The sequence below is a fragment of the Nonomuraea sp. JJY05 genome (assembly GCF_043496855.1).
Classification (GTDB): domain Bacteria; phylum Actinomycetota; class Actinomycetes; order Streptosporangiales; family Streptosporangiaceae; genus Nonomuraea.
This window is the reverse complement of the sequence record NZ_JBIEIS010000005.1, coordinates 187381-206260: the sequence shown is the minus strand read 5'-3', so window position 1 is coordinate 206260 and position 18880 is coordinate 187381. Positions and strand designations below refer to the sequence as shown.

At 66.1% G+C, this 18880-nt stretch carries 13 protein-coding genes; 3 read left to right on the top strand and 10 right to left on the bottom strand.

Annotated elements, in window-relative coordinates; translation table 11 throughout:
- Window positions 1–26: 26 nt before the first annotated feature.
- From ACFKCF_RS08770 to ACFKCF_RS08740, 7 genes are all read right to left on the bottom strand, one after another.
- Window positions 27–1043 (bottom strand): macro domain-containing protein, encoded by a 1017-nt coding sequence (locus tag ACFKCF_RS08770; protein ID WP_394492448.1) that lies wholly within the window; start codon window positions 1041–1043, stop codon window positions 27–29.
- Between the two features lie 655 nt (window positions 1044–1698).
- Window positions 1699–2079: a hypothetical protein gene (locus ACFKCF_RS08765; RefSeq protein WP_394492447.1), complete on the bottom strand. Its 381-nt coding sequence runs from the start codon at window positions 2077–2079 to the stop codon at window positions 1699–1701.
- A gap of 99 nt (window positions 2080–2178) precedes the next feature.
- Entirely contained in the window at window positions 2179–2640 is a 462-nt protein-coding gene (locus tag ACFKCF_RS08760; protein WP_394492446.1) for a transposase, read from the bottom strand.
- A complete protein-coding gene (locus ACFKCF_RS08755; protein ID WP_394492617.1) occupies window positions 2552–2980 on the bottom strand; it encodes a transposase in 429 nt (142 codons plus the stop codon). The genes ACFKCF_RS08760 and ACFKCF_RS08755 overlap by 89 nt, the downstream gene beginning before the upstream one ends.
- Before the next feature lie 166 nt (window positions 2981–3146).
- On the bottom strand, window positions 3147–3521 hold the full coding sequence (locus tag ACFKCF_RS08750; protein ID WP_394492445.1) for a hypothetical protein: 375 nt from the start codon (window positions 3519–3521) through the stop codon (window positions 3147–3149).
- Window positions 3522–3763: 242 nt separating this feature from the next.
- On the bottom strand, window positions 3764–4882 hold the full coding sequence (locus tag ACFKCF_RS08745; RefSeq protein ID WP_394492444.1) for a DUF6461 domain-containing protein: 1119 nt from the start codon (window positions 4880–4882) through the stop codon (window positions 3764–3766).
- 99 nt (window positions 4883–4981) lie between these two features.
- Window positions 4982–10132 (bottom strand): DNRLRE domain-containing protein, encoded by a 5151-nt coding sequence (locus tag ACFKCF_RS08740; protein ID WP_394492443.1) that lies wholly within the window; start codon window positions 10130–10132, stop codon window positions 4982–4984.
- 414 nt (window positions 10133–10546) lie between these two features.
- Between ACFKCF_RS08740 and ACFKCF_RS08735 the strand changes: the two genes are divergently transcribed.
- Window positions 10547–11239, top strand: a complete 693-nt coding sequence (locus tag ACFKCF_RS08735) for a Type 1 glutamine amidotransferase-like domain-containing protein (protein ID WP_394492442.1) — start codon at window positions 10547–10549, stop codon at window positions 11237–11239.
- Between the two features lie 576 nt (window positions 11240–11815).
- On the opposite strand, the gene ACFKCF_RS08730 is transcribed toward ACFKCF_RS08735, so the two are convergent.
- Both ACFKCF_RS08730 and ACFKCF_RS08725 read right to left on the bottom strand, forming a co-directional pair.
- Entirely contained in the window at window positions 11816–12451 is a 636-nt protein-coding gene (locus tag ACFKCF_RS08730) for a tetratricopeptide repeat protein (RefSeq protein ID WP_394492441.1), read from the bottom strand.
- 501 nt (window positions 12452–12952) lie between these two features.
- Complete coding sequence (locus tag ACFKCF_RS08725; RefSeq protein ID WP_394492440.1) at window positions 12953–13357, bottom strand: hypothetical protein; 405 nt, start codon at window positions 13355–13357, stop codon at window positions 12953–12955.
- A gap of 556 nt (window positions 13358–13913) precedes the next feature.
- Here ACFKCF_RS08725 and ACFKCF_RS08720 point away from each other — a divergent pair.
- Window positions 13914–17639, top strand: a complete 3726-nt coding sequence (locus ACFKCF_RS08720) for a helix-turn-helix domain-containing protein (RefSeq protein WP_394492439.1) — start codon at window positions 13914–13916, stop codon at window positions 17637–17639.
- A 274-nt stretch (window positions 17640–17913) separates the two neighbouring features.
- On the opposite strand, the gene ACFKCF_RS08715 is transcribed toward ACFKCF_RS08720, so the two are convergent.
- A complete protein-coding gene (locus ACFKCF_RS08715) occupies window positions 17914–18429 on the bottom strand; it encodes a GNAT family N-acetyltransferase (protein WP_394492438.1) in 516 nt (171 codons plus the stop codon).
- A 118-nt stretch (window positions 18430–18547) separates the two neighbouring features.
- On the opposite strand from ACFKCF_RS08715, the gene ACFKCF_RS08710 reads away from it, so the two are divergent.
- Complete coding sequence (locus ACFKCF_RS08710) at window positions 18548–18679, top strand: hypothetical protein (protein ID WP_394492437.1); 132 nt, start codon at window positions 18548–18550, stop codon at window positions 18677–18679.
- Window positions 18680–18880: the final 201 nt, after the last annotated feature.

The window sequence follows — 18880 nt, the reverse complement described above, 5'->3', positions numbered from 1 at the left end:
AAGGAATCCGGTCCGCCGGGCGACACCTATTTTTGGCGGGTACGTTTCTTCCCGGCCGGAGAGATATGCGCGGACGCGTCAAGTGCTTTTTCGCAGACCGCCAATTCCGCGTCGGTGTAGGCCAGCAAATAGACGGTTTCGACGTGCCGGGGGCGGCCGTCGGTCAGATGGGCGACAATGGCCGTCAGCATGCTCTGGACCGTGGACTCGACGTCGGCCCCCGCCTCGCCGGTCCCGAAGATGGGAAACACGATCGAGCCGGCCCGCCGCCCGCCGTCGGCGATCTCCTCCGCCCGCAGGAACACGTTGCGCACGCACGTACCGAGATTGTCCACCCGGCGGTACCCGACGCCGGCGGCCCCGTGGACGGCGGCGGCGTGCACGATGCCCATGACGCCGTTGCGCCCGGCGAGCTGGTGCGCCCCGGTCACGATGGCGGTCCCCGGCTCCACGGGCACGTTGGCGCCCACCCGCCGGCCGAGCTCGTCGGCCACGCAGTCCTCGACCACCCGCTCGGTCAGGGGATCGCGCCGCGCGCCCTCGTACCGGATGACGGCGGAGATCGACCGCTCGTGGAACCTCGACATCTGCATGTCGGTGTTCTCGGAGTTCACCCAGACGTCGACGTCCTTGACGTTGCGCAGGTCGCCGGTGATGAGCACGAGCCGCCGGGAGGGCCGGCCGTGGACCGTGTACTCGTACGTACGCGTCTCCTCGATGGGCCGCGGCTGCCGCATCTTGGCGTGCTTGTCGATCTGCTCGCGCAGCGCGCGGATCTCCTTCCGGTATGAGTCCGCCCGGCCCGCGGTGCGCAGGGAACGCAGCCCGTACCACCAGATGAACGCCCACAGCCCGACGGCGCCCGTCATGGTGGCACCCTTGATCTCGGCGGAGAATTGGCTTTGCGGGAAGAATGAGAACAGGAGCGTGACGGGAAAGAGGGCGAGCAGGGTCCAGGAGATCATGTGCACCCGCTCGTTTCCGCCGTCCGGCGAACGCCACTGCCAGGCGAACGCGCCGAGCCCGAGGACGAGACTGAACACCGCCGTAAGCAGAACAACGGGATCGGTCTTCATTCGCCCTCCCATCCGGAAAAATGCGGGACGCGATAATCAGGCTAATACGCCAGGCGTTGGGATGGGTTGACCGGCAGGTGAGCCGAGAGGCACCCGCCCGTTGCCCGACTGGATGGTGGGCCCGCTGACACCCACCCCGACCTGAAAGGACCTCGCTCCGCTCGGACTGTCCTTCCAGCGGCGCGCCTGACGGCGCTATCGTGGCCCACCCGTTGACCTGCGAAGCGGTGGGCCGTCTGACGCCCACCCCGGACCGGCTGCCTTCCGGACCTGGTCGGCCGATCGAGCATCGCACATTTGTCAACCGGGGGACATTGATCGCCTGTTATCCGATCACGCATTCGTTGCAAAAGCACACCGCGTTAGGAGAGCGGCGGCCATACGGTTGGCCTATATGATGTGAGCTGCGTGAACATTCTCCACTGCCCGCATGGTCTGCAAGATCATCCCGCATATGTCCCGCACCTGTCGAGGGCGGCCACCACGTCACTCGGTGGCCGCCGACCCCAGACCGCAGGGCTGCCAAGATTGAGCGTCGGAAACGACGCCGCAGTGCAAAGTTTCCTACAATGGGGAGGTCCTCAGACACGGCAGTTGTAGATCGTTGATCTGTTGTGCCGTTTCAGGTGGTTGATGCCGCTGTCACCTCGTTCCATCTGCGGTGACACGCTGCTGCGTGGTATTGATGGCGCCGTCGCCAGACAGACCAGCGCATGGTGTGTTCAGGGTCGTGTTCCTGCCGCGGGCGGGGCAAGGTGAAGCAGCGCAGGAGTTTGACCAGTTCACGGCAGCTCATGGGGACGAGGCCGAGACGCGTGGTATCGGAGGTCGCGCGGCGCTCCTGGCTGGTGATGATGGCCAGCAGGGCGTAGGCGATCATGCTGATCAGGCTCCATCGGTGCCAGGATCTCCAGCCGGTGACCTGGCCCTGATCCAGTCCGGCCAGGCCTTTCGCGGTTTGGAAATCCTCCTCGATCCGCCACCTGCGGCACATCGTGCTCACCAGTTCGCCTAACGGCCGAGACGTGGCTGACCAGCATCGATAGAACGACAGAGTGCCGATGTAGCGGTGCCGGCGGACCAGGAGCGTGCTGTGCCCCTCCTAGTGACCGTCGGGGGTGTCGTCGGCCAGCACGCTGATCATCGCCCAGTCGTAGTGGCGATCGCCCTTGGTGCCGTTGCCGGTCCGCACCCGCTGCCAGGACCGGGCGGGTACCTGTTCGGCCAGTTCGGTGACGGTGCAGGTGGTGCTGGCCGGGGTCGTGATCCGATGATCACCCTTGACCGCGATCACATAGCGGTAGTCCAACATGCGTATCGCCGTGCGAGTCTTTCGGCCGCCATAGACCTCGTCGGCGGCGACCCAGGCATCGATGACGCCGCTTGCGTGCAGGCGGGCGAGCATGTCCACGGCAAGCTGCGGTTTCGTCGCGAACATCACCTCCTCGGGCACGCCTGCCACCTGTCGGCGTTCCTCATCGGCGGCCCAGGCGCTGGGCAAGAACAGCCGCCGATCGATCAGCGCGTGCCCGGCTGCGGTGGCGTACGACAGATGCACCGCCACCTGGCACAATCCGACCAGCGCCGAGCGCACCGGAGTACTGCCGCGCCGCCCCCACGGCGTCGGTGGAGGACTTGGTATCACCGGTCTCGTCCACCACCAGCACCACCGACTCCTCACCGAGCCGGTCGACCACCCAGGAGGCCAGGCGGTCACGGACACCTTCATCACTCCAGCGGGCCCGCGACAGGAAGTGCTGCAACACGTACGGGCCGCGGTGGCCGATCGCCTCGCCCAGGCTCCAGCAGTTAGCGCTCTCGTCGGTCATGAGCATCGCTTGGACCATGTTCCGGCAGGTCAGTAGAGTTTCCCGGCGAGCGAAACAGTCCGCTAGCCGGCTCATGAGATCGTCGAAGCAGTCCGGCCAGCGTTCATGAGCTACGGTGAGCCCTGCGGCCACCGCATCTGGATTTGTTGTCACGAACGATCATGATGCCGGTGGCCGTTTGCATGCCGACCGGCATCCTGGCACAGGTCGGCCTCAAGATCTTTGATCTACACCTGCCGTGTCAGTCAAGATGTGATGCAGCCTGGAGACGGCGCCGGTATGCCTCGCCGTCGTTGTAGTCATCACACTCAGGGCGAGGGGGGAAGCCGAACCTGTAGGCGACACCATAGGCGATCCATGTGTCTTCGGGGTATTCCTCTAGCTGTGCAAGAAGGTCTGCATCCTGGGCGGGGTCCAGATCAGTTCGTTGGCCGACGTGGAGGACACACCGGGAAGGCAAGAAAGCTCGCTCAAACCATCCCGAGGCATAGGCCCTCACTTCGCTCTTGGTTTCGAAGCGATGTGACTCGATGAACAGCACCATCCCCGAATCCCGGACGAGGCGTGCGGTTGGCGGGAGCCAACCCTCACCACTCTCGAAGTCTCTGAATGCCATGTGGACCTCTCGATCGGAACCCTACATCAGACAAACTGCCGCGAACTGGTGAAAACTCCCTGCGCTGCCGTGTCCCTCCGCGCCCTCGGCAAGACATCGACCCCCGATCACGACCTTCGCTACTCCTGATGGCGGCGATGTCATCACTATCGGGCAGCGGCCCGCCGTAAGTGGTGGAATGAGGTGCCAGCAGCCTCTATCACGTTACCCTCCCGCCAAGTCAACGATCTACAGCTGCCGTGTCAGAACGAGTTGTAGCCTTTGAAAATGTAGAAGCCAAGAGCTTCTAGGAGCCGCAACAGGCGATAGTCATCGTTCTGTTTGCGCGTGGGGGCGGTCACTGTGCTCGCGTGCTGGAGCGCCAACGTGAGTCCCTCGTACGGATCCCCAGAGAGAGCCCCGCTCAATGCCTTCACCGCGTGGTGCTTCATCAGCAGCTCTCCCCAGTCCGTGTTGGGGTCGGGGCGGTGGATGTTCTCCCGTCCCTGCATGACCTGGCCGGCCTGCGCTGCCAAGCTCTCCGCCAGGTCGTCGAGCGAATCCCGCAAGGCGTTCATCTGCTCGCCTCTGCGGCCCGTCGCGATGGCGGCGAGCGCCTCCTCCACAAGGTCCCCGTTGAGGGATTCACGCAACCCCGCAGCCCCAACGGCCAACTCCGCCACAATCAACGTTCCCTCGGTGAATTCCTCGATGGGCGGTGAGGCTACGATGGTGGCCACTCGTGGGTGGCGTGAGATCAACTCCCGCATGTGAAGGGGCAGCTTCAGGGGTGGACGCTGATCAGGTTCTTCGTCGCCTGCTTCCTCAACCCTCAAGACGAGGTGAGCCTGGTCCTTCCAGTCACGATCGATCCGGATGCCGCACCTGCTCTCTGCGATAGTGAAAGCGGCGGCTCGCCAATCGTCTTGCCACTCCTGAGGGGAAATACCGTAGGCGCGAGACCATTCCAGGTACTCGGCTTCGTAAGCACTGGTTGCCTGCCTGACCGGGTCAAACGCCACGTCTATGCGCCCGGCGCTGGCGTAGGTGAACGTCGCATCCCACTCGATGCTCCAAGCCAGGGCTAAAGCCTCGCCATCCGCCGACAGACCGCGCAAGACATCCGGCTTCGCTCCCCGGTATCTCGTGAGTTCGACGGCCAGAATCCAGTCACCGGCCTGTGTGATGAGTACGATACCTTCGTCTTCCTCCATTTCGTAGGCGTCATACAGGTCCACGAAATGTCCCTCACTGATCTGCTCCGGTCGCCCTCCGAACAGGCGCGCGACCTCCTCGACTTTCTTGCCGCGCACCCAGGTCAGGCATGCTGGCACATCGAATATCGAGTCGAGGGCGTCTTTGTATGACGAGAAAGCGACCAAGTCGCCGCACTCCCTTATTGGCACTTGAGTAACGGAGACGTCTTGGGGGCGGAGGTGAGCCCGCCCCCAAGACGGCAAACTATTAGCGGTTACTGCCAGCTACGATACGCCATCGATGGTACATGTGGCGAGGCTGATGGAGGTGGGGGTGGGATCGTGAGCTACAGTACCCGGAGCGCCACTATGTGGCCGACTGTAACCCTGCCGGATGACATCAACCCAGTAGGAGTCGAGGTCAAGAATCCGGTTGCGCTGATACCACTGGACCATCGTGCCGCCCTGGGAGCAGTTCTGGGTCTCATGGATGATGGCAACGGAGTAGTTGTAGCCGGTATTTGTTTGGCCAGCTCCTTGGAGGGTTGTCGCGAACGGATATTCGTCACAGCTGTCTGGCCGCACATAGTTTCGGATCTTCTTGCATTGGGGGATCGCTACATCGCGATTCGCCTTTTCGACGCCCTTGCTCGTCGACCTCCTAAGGCAGAGGTTGGCACACGAAGGCGCATGCGGAATAAAACCTCCTGGTATTTTCTTTGAGGGTCCGCTGCCTACCTTTGGATACGTGACAGCCGGATCATAGAGGGCAGTCCAGACGTGTCGCGCCGCTTGAATCTCGTTCGCGTTGTTCTCATCGAAGATAAGGACTGGGCGAAGAGTCGACAAAACACAGCCACTCGAATAGAAGAGGATAGCTCGGGAGCTGTCACACCTGAAGGTATGAGGGTTTTCGAGATCCTTTCTCACCCAAAAAGCGTGCGTCGTGTACCTGACGTTTGGGTTGATCGTACACGAGCTCTTTTTGTCTGCGTCGGGCGAGTTGTCATCCGAGGTTCGGTCAAGGATGACCTCGTGGATGCCGCCTTCCGCCCAGTCTTCCACCGTCTTGTGGGCGCCATCGTTGGCGTCGGCTGTGCAACCTGCCGCTCCTGAGTAGACCCGCATCCAGCGATCGTCCCAGTCGTCGAGGAATGATCCCGTGGCGGAGACTGGCCCCATCTGGATCTGCATCCTGATCTTGCGGCTGGCGAACGTGCGTCCGATGAGCACATCGCTGGGTCGCGCCTGATACTCGTTTGCCCTGCCGATCATGTGGCCGACGTATGAATGCACGACGATGACCATGTGTGCTGTCCATCGTCCCGCTTCCCACTGAGCCCCGGGCGGCCCCTTGATATCCCTTTCTCCAACCAGGTAGGAGTAGCACAAGGAGAAGGAGCCGGTGGTGGCGACGGCGCTCGGAGCGACAGGACGGACCCGCCTGCACTCGTCGGTGGAGATGTGCCCGTACGGGAACTTTTTGGCGGCAGCGGTGGTGTTCAGCGGCTTCGTAGTGGCCTTCGCCGTCGTCGTCGACTTGACAGAAGCGGCAGCGGTGTGGAGCATACCGATCTGGTCAGCGGAAAGGGCCTTTTGATAGGCGAATACCTCGTCAAGATCGCCCACCATGTCGGCGCCGAGGAGTATGGGACCCGTAGCGTTCCAGGCAGGGAAACTGATCGGCGCGTTCTTTATCTCAGCGCCATTGAGATAGAGCGTCACCTTGCTGGCTGCGCTGTCGTAGACACCAGCGAGGTGGAACCACTCGTTGACCGGAGGCTTGACTCCCGATAGAGCTCCTTCCGCAGTTGTGCCGTTCTCGTCGGTGCGCCCCAGAGTGAACACCAGACCGTGTTGCGGGTCGTTGCCGAGGCGGAAAGGAGTAGTGTTCGAGCCCTTCTGCTCCAGGACACTGTAGGCGGCGTCCGTGCTGGTCCAGCGCAGCCATGCCCCGACTGTGAAACTCTGGTCGGTGCGCAGGACGGGGCCCGCGCTTTGAGCCAGGGAGGTCTTGGCCGTGCCGGTCGCGTCCACGGTCACCGACTGCCAGTCCGACCACGGCGATGTAGAGGCCGCTGTGGCGTTGACCGCGCGTCCACGCCAGCGGATCTTCCAGCCGTCGCTCAGCTTTCCGGCCGGGACACTTGCCGCGGCTTGACTGCCAGGGGCGACCGCAAGTGAGGCGCCGGCCCAGATTCGGCCGGTGCCCTGGCCGGTGGCGGCCGGGTCGTGCTCGATCTCGAACTCCCCGGTGAGGTCGCCGCCGATGGTGTCGGCGACGGTGGCGGCCAGTTGCGGGGTGAGCGAGGTGGCCACAGTTACTCCGGCCACGTCCTGCGCCGGTGTTATGGCAAGACCGGAGACGCTAGGTGCCGATACAGGCCCCCTGGTGGTGACGGTCAGCGTGGGCGGCTGGTTGAACTCGGCGTCTTCCGAGGCCGTGAGGTAGCGCCAGTTGATTGCGGTGCTCTCGGTCGGCGACTGCACCACCAGCCCGTGGTCGGCGGCCCCGGCGGCCCAGTCCTGGGCGATGCCGGTGACGTTCCAGTCCAGGTGCTTGGCCCCGTCGGCGCATGCCAGGTCGTAGCCGGCCTTGTTGATCTGTGCGTCCTCAGTGGTCGTAGTCGGCTTGTTCGCCCAGTAGAGGTTGTTCACGTCCCAGGTGCCGGTTACCCGGCGCACCTGGAGGCCGTCACTGACCGACGCGCCACAGGCTGAGCTGGTGATGTTGTACAGCGACAGCTTTGCGTCGGTCACTGTCTGACCTTGCAGACTCCCGGTGGGGAAGCGCAGGTAGGAGCGCAGCTTCTGCCCTGTTTGCACACCGGCAAGCAGGATCGTGCTATCGGGGTACGCCGGCGAGTCCGCCGTGTCCGTGCTGGCGAGCGAGACATCTTCGCTGCTTGTTGATGCAGCCAGCGGCTGCAACCGGACCGGGTAGGTGGTGTCCGGGTCGGTCAGGAACCGGTGGTGGGGCTTGAGCACCAGCTCGGTGTGGTCGTTCTTGGTGACCACGTCTGTGGCAATCTTGACTCGCTTCGCACTCTGCGAGCGTTCGTTGGCGCTGGCATCCCACATGAATGGCTGTGGCGCCGACGCCACGAGCTTCTTGTTCTTGCCGACTAGCAGCAGTCGGCCGTCCTTGCTCTCAGACAGAGCGGCGTTGCCCGCAACGCTTATGCGCAGTTCCAGCGGCTTTTCGGGCCGCTCGCGCAGCACGACCATCTGCTGCAATCCAGTCGGCAAGACAGTGATAACCAGATCAGCTCCAGGACCGGCTGCGTTCACAAACGTCGCTGCATTGCCTTTCACCATGGGCTTGGGCAAGGCTGTCTGCCAGGACAGCGCGGATGTCTCACCTTGGCGGTGGGTGATTCTCGCGTAGGGCTTGGTTCCGCCGGTGGAGATTTCCAGAGCGACACCTGTGGCGATCGCCTTGGGCTTCAGCGCACCGCCTTCCTCTATGAGAGAGGTATCAATGGGGACCCATACACCGTCCTTCAACGTACGGACTGGGCCCGCTGTTATGTCGGTCCGATAGGAGCCGTCAGGCATTGCATGAGTGATGCTGGTTTCCGAAGTCTCGTGAGCGACCTCAACCGGCTTGCTTTGCCTTGCAGCCTCCTTGGCGGCAAGGAAGCGCAGACGTTCCGACGTCTCGTTCGCCGAGGTGGCGGGAGTCTTGATCGCCGGAGTGGTCATGCTTGACAGAGCGGTGCCGTGCTTTCCGGGTACCCAGAAGGTGGACTCACTCAGGACGGCGTCGTTCCCGTTGCCTGAGGAGTCTGCGGCAGCGCGGCCCGTCCCCTCGTCGAATTTCCAGAGCGCCTGCGGTCCATACTCGGTGGTGAACGACCAGGAATGGGCAGCCATCCTGTTACCCGCAGCGTCCTTTGCCCCGCTCACCTCCACCGTATAAGCCGTGTCGGCGCTCAATTGCTGCTGGGGCCTGAAGGTCATCGCGGTGCCCGCGGTGTCCATCGCCACCGTCCCGGCGACGCTGGTTCCCCCAGAGGTTTTGACCGCAGCCTGCACCTCGGTGACCGGTTCGCTAAAAGTTGCCCTGATGGGGATGTTTATTGGAACACCAGTCGCGGCATCGGCGGGGACGGTGGAAGTCACCGCGGGCGGAGTGGTGTCCGATCCGGGATCCGGATCGGTCCCGTCGCCGATGGGATAGGTGGCCTCCAGCCCATCTATCCATTCCTGTTCAGTCACCTCCTCAGGGATGCCGAACCCGTAGGTGGTGTCCTCCATGTAGTAGCCCGGCGAGTCCGCGCGCATCGCGGTCGCCTGGTCGTCTGTCACCTCTGGAGCTGGTCGAACGTTGGGATCGCTGGATGTGTTGGCGTCGATCTCCGCACCCGTTGGATCGGTGTCCTGGTAGGGCATAAAGATGCCCCTGATCTCAGACGGAGCAGGGATATATTCGACTATGAGGGTGGGCGGGTGCCGGTACCCGGGGTAGGGGTCGCCGCTGTATTCGCTGGCGTAGTACTGGCGCCAGTTGATCGATGCGGTCTCGGGGAGGGCGCGCAGCACCAGCCCGTAGTTGGGTTTGTCCTGTTCGATCCAGGCGCGGGTCATGGCATTGACCTGGTGCAGCAGTGTCGCTTCCTTGGCGCACCAGCTGGCAGGGTCAGCTTCGTAGTTGTAGCCGGCCGTGTTCCCTCCTTCCAGGGTGCCTAAGGTCGAGGGCTGGTTGGACCAGCTCAGGCTGCTGGTACTCCATGAAGAGGTGACGCGTTCGGCCGCGATGCCGTTTCCGAGGGGATCGCCGCACAGTTGCCCGTTGGGGCCGCCGGACTTGTAGTTCCACATCCACAGGTCGGCGTCGACGACGGTGGCGCCGTCGAGCTCCGGGGCGTCGGTGTTGAACTTGAGGTATACGCGGGCGATGTCGGCGCTGGTGGAGGTGGTGCCGGCGCGCAGCCATCCGGCGGCAGCGTTGTTGCTGCTGGGGTTGTTCTTATTGACCCAGGCGTCGGTCGGGACGCCGCCGCCGAACCATTCAGAGGCGGCAGCGATGGTCACCGGATAGGTGACCGCCGGGTCAGCCAGGAACTTCTCGTCCGGGGTGAAAACCAGCTCCGACGTCTTGTCGGAGGTCTCCACGCGCGCGGTTACAGGGGAGCTCTTGCCCTCGTCGGGGGAGGCCTCCACCTTGGCGTCCAGCGCGGTCAGCACGATCGGTGCAGCCTTCGCCTCGCCCTTGGCGTCCTTGAGCTGCGGCAGTCCTTCCGGCGTCTTGCCGAACGTGGTGCCCTCGGGCAGCGTCAGCGGGAGCCGCACCGTCACCGGGCCGGTCGGCCACTGCCGGAAGACCACCTGGGCGATAAAGCCGTCAGCCTGGGCCTGCACCGCCAGGTCGGCCCCAGGGGCGACGGCGTCGGGGTAGGTGACTGCACTGCCGGAGATCTTGGGTTCCGGCAACGCTCGGGTCACGTTTAGGCCGGCGCTGGGACGACACCCGCAGGTGCACCGCCGCATGGCCAGCCCCCGCCGCCGCAGGGACGAGCTCACCGCGGCAGCCGCCCGCTACTAAACCGCAAGGGCACACGCTGCAGGAGAGCGAGGGGCACTCTGCTTGTTTAGCTGGGCAGATAGCCTTGGCGGCACATGGTTCGTGCAAGATCATCCCGTGTGTGTCCCCGGTCCGATCGCGAGAGCGATCACGCGTTCCGCGGGATTCACCGTTGTGGCCGTCGCGCGAAGGCGTCGATCATTTGGCCCAGGCGAGCGAGCGCCCTGTCGCGGGTAAGTTTCGCCCCCCGGCAGCGATGAGTCTCGCGGTGGTCCCCGGTCTACACGTCACACCGCTCCATCGCATTCGAATCGGGAGACATCTTGAAGCTTCTGCTCACGTCCGGAGGCGTCACGAACACGAGCATCCGCGAGACGCTCGTCGACCTGCTGGGCAAGCCGATCGCCGACTCCACTGCCCTCTGCATCCCTACGGCGGAGTATGGCCACCCCATGTGCACGCCGGCCTCGGCCTGGCGCTTCATCGCCGGGCAGACCCCGGCACCCATGTGCGACCTGGGCTGGAAGTCGGTGGGCGTCCTCGAGCTCACCGCACTGCCCAGTATCGGCAAGGACCGCTGGGTCCCCTGGGTCCAGGAGGTTGACGTCCTGCTGGTGGACGGCGGCGATGCGACGTACCTGTGTCACTGGATGCGGCAGTCCGGGCTGGCGGATCTCCTGCCGTCGCTGGCCGAGAAGGTCTGGGTGGGGGTGAGCGCCGGAAGCATGGTGATGACCCCCCGGATCGGTGACTACTTCGTCGAATGGACGCCGCCCACCGGAAGCGACCGCACCCTAGGGGGTCGTCGACTTCTCGATCTTCCCGCACCTGGGGCACGAGCTCATGCCGGGAAACACCATGGCCGCGGCCGAGAGATGGGCCGCCGACATCGCGGGTCCGGCGTACGCCATCGACGACCAGACGGCCATCAGGGTGACCGACGGCACCGTCGAGGTCGTCTCCGAGGGACAGTGGAGGTTCCTTCCCTCCTAGACACCGACGCCAACCGCGAGTGACGGGAAGACGCTGGTGACGTGGGTGAGCGCGGTGTCGAAGATCACCTGCGCCCCTGCGCGCCGGCCACGACGCCCTCTCAGGCCGCGGAGTGCGTGCGCCGCGGCCATCCGGTCATGCCACATTCCAAGCGGGAACCCGGTGCCTGCTCACGCTGCAAATGCTCCAGCGCCGCTTCCTCCGGATCAAGCAAGATCCAGTATCGGCGTGTCCATCAACCAGGCGGAGGTGCCCCCGCTTCCCGACACCGTCCAGCCGACCTTGGTGATCTGCCAGCCTGCTCGCTCGCTTCCTTCTTGCACGGCCGATGGATGGCGGACTTGCCCTTGCGCGCTCTTAAGCTCGACGACGGATCCGCTGGATCCGGTGGCCGCCTGGACGGGCACTATCAGCAGGCCACCGGCCAGTGTGGTGCCGGCCAGAAGTGTGATCGCTGTACGGATATGTTCCGTCCTCTCTTGGGTTGTCGGGGACTCAGGTCGAACTCCGGATCGGGGACGTACTAGTGGCTGACCCTGGGTGGGCGGGATGAAGAAGTCGGGGTTCTCCGGTCGGCGAGCAGGGCGTGCCGGACCTGCTCAGGGGCCATCGTCGGCAGTCGGCCGAGGCGCCGGCCGTGATCGGCGTGCTTCCTCGTCGCGGCCGAGCGCCGAGATGACGGCGTCGAGGCCGGCCACGGAACGGGCAAGGCCGGCGCGGTGCCGCTCAGAGGAGGCCGCAGCCAGCTTCCGGTAAATGGTGACCGCCTCTTCCGCCAGGGGCAGCGCTTCGGCCGGCAGGCCGCGTTCGGTCAGGGTCACGCCGAGGTCGGCGAGCACCTCTGCGAGGTCGGCCAGGTAACGGCCGGGAGAGGCCGCGGCCAGGCGCCGGTAGACGGCTACCGCCTCCTGCTCGGCGCTCAGGGCGTCGGCCGGCCTGTCCAGCTTCGCCAGAGTCGTCCCAAGGTTGATGAGGGCATCGGCGAGGTCGGCCAGGTGACGGCCGGGGGCGGCCGCGGCCAGGCGCCGGTAGACGGCTACCGCTTCCTGCTCGGCGTTCAACGCCTCGCCATGCCGGTCGAGTTCGGAGAGGGTCACGCCGAGACAGGTCAGGCAGGTGGCGAGCTCAGACAGGTAGAGCTCGGGGGAGGCCGCGGCCAGCCGTCGGTAAATGGCGATGGCCTCCCGCTCGGCGCTCAGGGCTTCGGTCGCGCTCTCCAACTCCCCGAGATGCACCGATTCCATGAGCAACCGAGCCCGCCTGCTCCCGTCGCCCTCGTCCGGGACTTCCGCCACAGCTCATCTCTCCATCGACATCGGGCGGCGACCGTTGCGGTGCCGTTCTTTCCTGGAAGGCCGTCACAGGCCTGAAGGCGCGTGACGGCCGGTCGGGCGCGGTGGGCGCGGTGGGCGCGGTGGGCGCGGTGGGCGCGGTGGGCGCGGTGGGCGCGGTGGGCGCGGTGGGCGCGGTGGGCGCGGTGGGCGCGGTGGGCGCGGTGGGCGCGGCTTGAACGATTTGGGCCTGCGCACACTGAGCCGGCGCCCTACCCTCCTGCAGGCCTTGAGCATCTCGCCGGGTCGCCGGGGCAGGGATCAGAACCAGGGAGTACAGCGCCAAGTGCGGCCGGCCTTGACACTCAGGGGCCTTCCCGCCCGCCCGCCAGCGCTACCGCGGGAGGCTCTCGCGGCCTGCAATTCGGGTGCGGTCCGCCCGGCGTGGGCAAGACGAACAACCGGTCAGGTGGAACCGTGCGCAACGACAGGGCTGCACGAACCCGGGAGGATGTAGTTGGTGCTCTGCTTTCCCAGGCAGGTGTAGAAGGCGATGTCCAGACCCTCGGCGACATTGCCGTAAGAACGCTCGGTGCACTTGTCGGCACCGCTCGTGTGCCACTTGTCCGGCTGGGGCTTGAGATCGATGTCGGCCCTGACGATGACCGAATATCCATCGGCGTACCCATCGCAGATCACCATCTTGTCGCCGTCAGCTATCCATCGGCCAGAGCCGGAGCCCCAGACGATGCTGCAGCCATATTTCGTGCAGGCGGTCGGCGGGGCGGCCACGGCGGGCGTGGTGGTCAGCGTGGCCAAGGCCACGGTCGCGGCCATTACGAGTCCCAGAAAGGAGATGCTGCGCCTCATGGCGTTGTGCCTTGTCGCCCCGCGCCACCCGTGACGCGTTGCTCTGTCGTTCATCTGTCCTCCGAATCCGGCGGTCTTGAAGCTCGTACGCATGAATGTCCTTTCGCAGGTGGTCGATCAACAGGGACGGGATCACGAGACTGGCTGCGATCACCAGCAGTCGCCGATCCCTATCTCTGAGCAGGCCGGACAGGTCCCACGCCGTAAAGCCGTCCCGGCGGTTCCCAGTGGCAAGCGGCCCCCGTGGCGCTTGCCCGCCGAGGCCTGTGGCACCAGGATCGTGGCGACGGGATTGTTCGGCACCCCTCATCGAGCAGGCAAACAATGCTGTTCTCGGCGCATGAATCCCGCTCCGCGCCTCCCCGGCCAGTGGCGGCTGCTCCTGATATCGACCGACCTTCCGGCGGGCTCTTGCCAACGGCCATGAGTGTGTCGCTCACGCGTCCAGGCATTCAGGCCCGCAACGCGCGCGATCGCGAGCCAGGGCAAACAGTTGATGTAATCAGCGAGCACGTCTGAACCGTCTTCGCCGTCCAGTGAATGGAGTCCCGTAACGGTGGTGGGCCGTCGTGAAAGTCCGGTGGACCCGGCAGCGGGACCGGTGCAACGCTTTGCCTCCGAGTTACGGAAGCTGCGCCAGGAAGCGGGCCTCACCTATCGGGCCATGGCCAAGCGTGCTGGTTATTCGGTCACCACGCTGTCGCAGGCAGCGGCAGGTGAGCGTCTGGCTTCACTGCCCGTCGTCCTCTCTTTCGTGGAAACATGCGGCGGAGACGTCTCCGAATGGGAGCGCCGCTGGCAGCAGGTCGCTCATGAATTGGCCCGCGAGACGGTGGACGATGACGGTGCCGCCGGGCCGTACCTGGGCCTGGCCCCCTATGACACGCACGATTCCGGACGGTTCTTCGGACGGGATCGCCTCGTCGAGGAATTGCGCGAGCTGCTTCGACGGCATCGTTTCGCCGCGGTGTTCGGCCCTTCGGGCAGCGGCAAGTCGTCCCTGTTGCGCGCCGGGCTCGTGCCCGCCGCACGTGGGGAGACGGCGCCCACGGGCGAATCCCTCGGGCAGAGCCGGATACTCACGCCAGGCGAGCACCCGATGCTGCACGCCGACCGGCTCCGCCCCGGCGAGGGCGACTCCGACATGCTGATCGTGGTCGACCAGTTCGAGGAGGTGTTCACGCTCTGCCAGGACCAGCGCGAGCGGCGGCAGTTCATCGACCTGCTGCTCAACGCGCGGCAACCGCAGAGCCAGATGAAAGTGGTCATAGCGGTGCGCGCCGACTTCTACGGGAGATGCGCCGAGCACCGCGAGCTCACCGCAGCCCTGCGCGAGGCCAACCTGCTGGTGGGGCCGATGAACCAGGAAGAGCTCAGGGAAGCGATCGTCCGGCCGGCCATGGCCGAGGGCCTGACCGTGGAGCGAGCGTTGACTGCCGAGATCGTCGCCGACGTCGCCGACGAGCCCGGGGCTCTTCCGCTGATGTCGCACGCGCTGCGGGAGGTCTGGCGCCGCCGTACGGGGAAGATGCTGACCTTGGACGCCTACGAGAGCGTGGGCAGAGTCCACGGGGCGATCAGCCATACGGCGGAGGAGCTCTATTCCGGCCTCTCGCCGGCGCAGGCGAGCATCGCCCGGCGGGTCCTGCTCAGGCTGATCCAGCCGGGCGAGCAGGCCCAGGACACCCGCCGCCCCGCCGCGCGGGCGGAGCTGGATCCGTACGAGGAGTCGGACACCGGGCTGGTCATCGAGCAGTTGGCCGGGGCCAGGCTGATCACGCTGCACCAGGACACCGTGGAGCTCGCGCACGAGGCCTTGATCGAGTCGTGGCCGCGACTGCGTGGATGGGCGGACGAAGGACGCGATCGCCTGCGCACGCATCGGCAGTTGACCGACGCGGCCACGGCATGGGAGGCGCATGGCCGGGATGCCGGCCTCCTCTACCGGGGCACCCGGCTGGCCGTCGTCGACAAGCTGTTCATCGAGCCGCCGAACCGCGACGACCTCACGCCCCTGGAACGGAGCTTCGTTGACGCGAGCGCGGCACTGGCCCGGCGCACCTCCCAGAGGCGGGTCGCCGTCTCGGCCGTTCTGGTGGTCTTGCTGGTCGCCTCCATGGTCGCGGCGGGAGTCGCCATCCGGCAGGCCGACCTGGCCGACGACCGGCTGGCGGAGGCGACAGCCCGGCTGGTCGCCAGGCGCGCGGCTGTCCTGCGGACGAGCGACCCGAAGCTGGCCCGCCGATTGAGCGCAGCGGCCTGGCGGATCGCCCAGGTCACCGAGGTCAAGAGCGAGCTGATCGACTCGATGGCGACGCCCTTGGTGGACGTCTTCACCGCCCCGTACAACGCGACGGACCTGGTGCATGGGCTCAGCGTGGACGGCACCAGGCTGGCCGTCTACACCCCCGGTACGGCGGTCGAGCGGGGCACCCTGCGCGTGGTCGACCTGGCCACGAAGAAAGAGGTCGCGAGCGCAAGATGGACGGGCCAACCTGTCTCGGAAGTGGTGTGGAGTCCTGACGGCCGTACGCTGGCGGTGGACGACGGCACCAGCGCACAGCTGTGGACCGTCGGCGCCGGCGGCCTGACGGACCTCGGCGTGGCGTTCCCCCACCTCGCCCCTACGAAGTTCAGCCCGGACGGGCGCTTTCTCATCGGGGTCCGCGACGGGATGAACGAAGCCTTGAGCATCGCGGACCAGACACGCGTGCTGGACGAGCCGGTCAGTGCCATCAGCCCGGACGGCCGGCTGGCCCTGGTCATCCCGGCGAAAGCCAAGGAGCCGACGGGCACCCCGTCGCCCTCCGGCAGCAGGGCGAGCTCGGGGCGGGGAGTGGAGCTCTGGGACATCGAGAAGCGCAAGCCGCTCCGGGCCACCCGGCTACCGCAAACCGCCACGGAAGGCGTGTTCAGTCCAGACGGGAAGCACCTGGCCGTCTCCACCAGCGACGGTGTCCGGCTGTGGGAGATCTCCTCGGGCAAGGAGGCCCTGAGCCCGCTGCTTCCGCCTGCGGAACGTGTGGAGTTCAGCCCCGACGGCCGCTTCCTGGCCGGGACGCGGGGTGGGGGGTGGGTGCTTCTGTGGCGGGTGGACGACGGCACACTGCTGATGAGCTCCTCGGTTCTCTCCGACGTCGTGGGAGCCGATGCCCGCTTCTCGCCGGATGCCCGGGTCCTCGGGGTGATCGGCCAGTTCGGCACGGTGAACGTCCTGGACATCTCCCCCTACACCCGTCCGGAGGTGCTCGCTCCGGGAAGCGGCAAGCGGGTGTTCAGCCCGGACGGCCGCTTCCTGGTGACGGCGGGTCGCCGAAAAGGCAGGCCGGAAGTGCGCCTTTGGGATGTCGCCGCGCGGAAACCCGTGAGCGACCCGCTACCCGTCGACGATCTCCCCGGAAACGACTCAACGGAGACGGCGTACTCCCCGGTGTTCAGCCCCGACGGGCGCACGCTTGCGCTCACCCACCCCTGGTCTCCCGTGGTGACCTTGTGGGACACCACGAACGGCCGCAACGTCGGCGCATTGCGCGTCCGGAGCCGGACAGCCGCCGGAGTCTTGCGCGTGGCCTTCTCCCCCGACGGCAGAACCGTCGCGATCGTCCCCCTCAGCGCGCACCCGGACAACGAAGAGGCGCTCGACGGCCTGGATCTCGACGACCTGGAACTGTGGGACGTGGGAGCCAGGAAGTGGATCCGCACCGTCCCCGGTGCGGGATCAGGGGCGCTGATCTTCGAGCCGGATGGGCGCCGGTTGTTCGTGGACAGATCGAGCAAGGGGCGCATCCTGGTCGATACGGCCACTGGAGAGGTACTTCAGCACCCATCGGACGCCCGCGCCGAGGGAGAGATTCTCTTCATCGAGAACAGGGCCGCGATCGGCGACAGGGATGGGCATTTGACGTTCTGGGACAGGGAATTGCGCAGGCGCCTGGCCCCGCCGCAGACCGTACACACCGCATCGATCAACGCTCTTGTCCCTTACCCGCCCGGCGAACTACTCGCGACCGTCGCCGACGAAGGCGATCTTGGCATCCAGCTGTGGGATTGGCGGGGATATCAGCGAATGGCCGCACCGATCAGCTACAACACCCCGTCGGTACCGGCCGTGGCGTTCAACCGGACCGCCCTGCTCGTCTCATCCGCGGACGGGTCCTTACGTGAGATCACCGTCGATCCCGGCACCGCCACCGCCGTGATCTGTCACCGGGACGGTGGCCTGTCCCCTGCCGAGTGGCGACAACACATCCCAGAACTGGCCTATGAAAAGACCTGCCGCTGACGCTACCCGCGCTCGGCCGTTTCTCCGGGCACAACAGGGCATCCCATGGCATGGCTGAAGCCCCGCACCGCAGCCTGGGCTGACTGGCTCGATGTCCCTCGCCCCACGACGTCGGCCCGGGTGGGCGTTGGTCCTGACGGGCGAGGCCGGCGCATGTGTCTCGTCTGGTCTCAGAGATAGCAGGTCAGGCAATGGGAGCGACGCCGTCCAAGCCCCGGGCCGCACCTCGTGGTCGCCCGGGCCAGTACTGACAGACGTCAGCCTCGGATGGCCTTCAGCTTCCTGACGTGCTCGTCACCGGTTGCCGCACCATGAAGACGTCGACCGGGTCCTCGGTCTCCACCGTGAACCCGTGGCGTTCGTACAGTCGCTGCGCAGCACTCCCCTGCAGGACGTTCAGCCGGACGATCATGCCTTCGGCGTCGACCCGCTCCAGCAGTTCGCGGAGCACGGCCGAGCCGAGGCCCCGGCCCTGGAGTTCCTGGGCGAGGTAGAAGTGCTCGAACCACCACGCGTCCTCCCCCGGGCGGAATGTCACGCAGCCCGCGAAATCGCCGCCCGCCTCGATGATCGACGTGTAGTCCGGGGAGAAGGAGTCCCGGAAGCGTTGCCGGACCCGTTGCTCGTCATAGCGGCCCAGCCGCTGCAGGTCCGCGCGCATGACCGCCGCGCGCAGCTCCGCGATCGGCTCGACGTCTCCCGGCTCCGCGCGGCGCAGCGTCCACGTGATCGGGTGGTCCGACCCGATCCCGTGCGTCGCCAACCCCGGCCGCCCCCCGTCAGTTCTCATGCGCGGGAGTATCCCAGAGGCCCGCCCGCGGGCCGATGGCCGGGGTGGGTGGGAAATGGGTGGCGGGCGTCGGGTCGCGGGCGGTTGACCTCAGCCGATCTTCGTCGGAGGGACCTTTATGATCGTGGTCATCGGGGCGTCCGGGGCGCTCGGCCGTCTGGTCATCGACCGATTGTCCGCTCGATCCGGCGCGCAGGATCAAGCAGCAGCTGGCGGCGAGCTCACCAGCAGCACCGGCGACGCGCCCTGAACACCGCTTTCCGGTCCGACCTGGCCGACGCCGCCGGCCGGGGGCTGACCGGTGACAGCCATCTGGGGCGGGCGTACGACTTCACCGGACCGTTGTGACTACCGGGAGGCGGCCGATGCCGGGCCGGGGCCGATGAGCTGGGTCAATGCGCAGGTACGGGCAGGGGCGCTGGAATTCCAGAGCCCGGACCTGACGCATGTG

Excerpts from the sequence above, each read along its gene's own strand:
- ACFKCF_RS08715 (WP_394492438.1), bottom strand. The coding sequence starts at position 18,429 with ATGAGAACTGACGGGGGGCGGCCGGGGTTGGCGACGCACGGGATCGGG.
- ACFKCF_RS08750 (WP_394492445.1), bottom strand. The coding sequence starts at position 3,521 with ATGGCATTCAGAGACTTCGAGAGTGGTGAGGGTTGGCTCCCGCCAACC.
- ACFKCF_RS08755 (WP_394492617.1), bottom strand. The coding sequence starts at position 2,980 with ATGAGCCGGCTAGCGGACTGTTTCGCTCGCCGGGAAACTCTACTGACC.
- ACFKCF_RS08725 (WP_394492440.1), bottom strand. The coding sequence starts at position 13,357 with ATGAGGCGCAGCATCTCCTTTCTGGGACTCGTAATGGCCGCGACCGTG.
- ACFKCF_RS08710 (WP_394492437.1), top strand. The coding sequence starts at position 18,548 with ATGATCGTGGTCATCGGGGCGTCCGGGGCGCTCGGCCGTCTGGTCATC.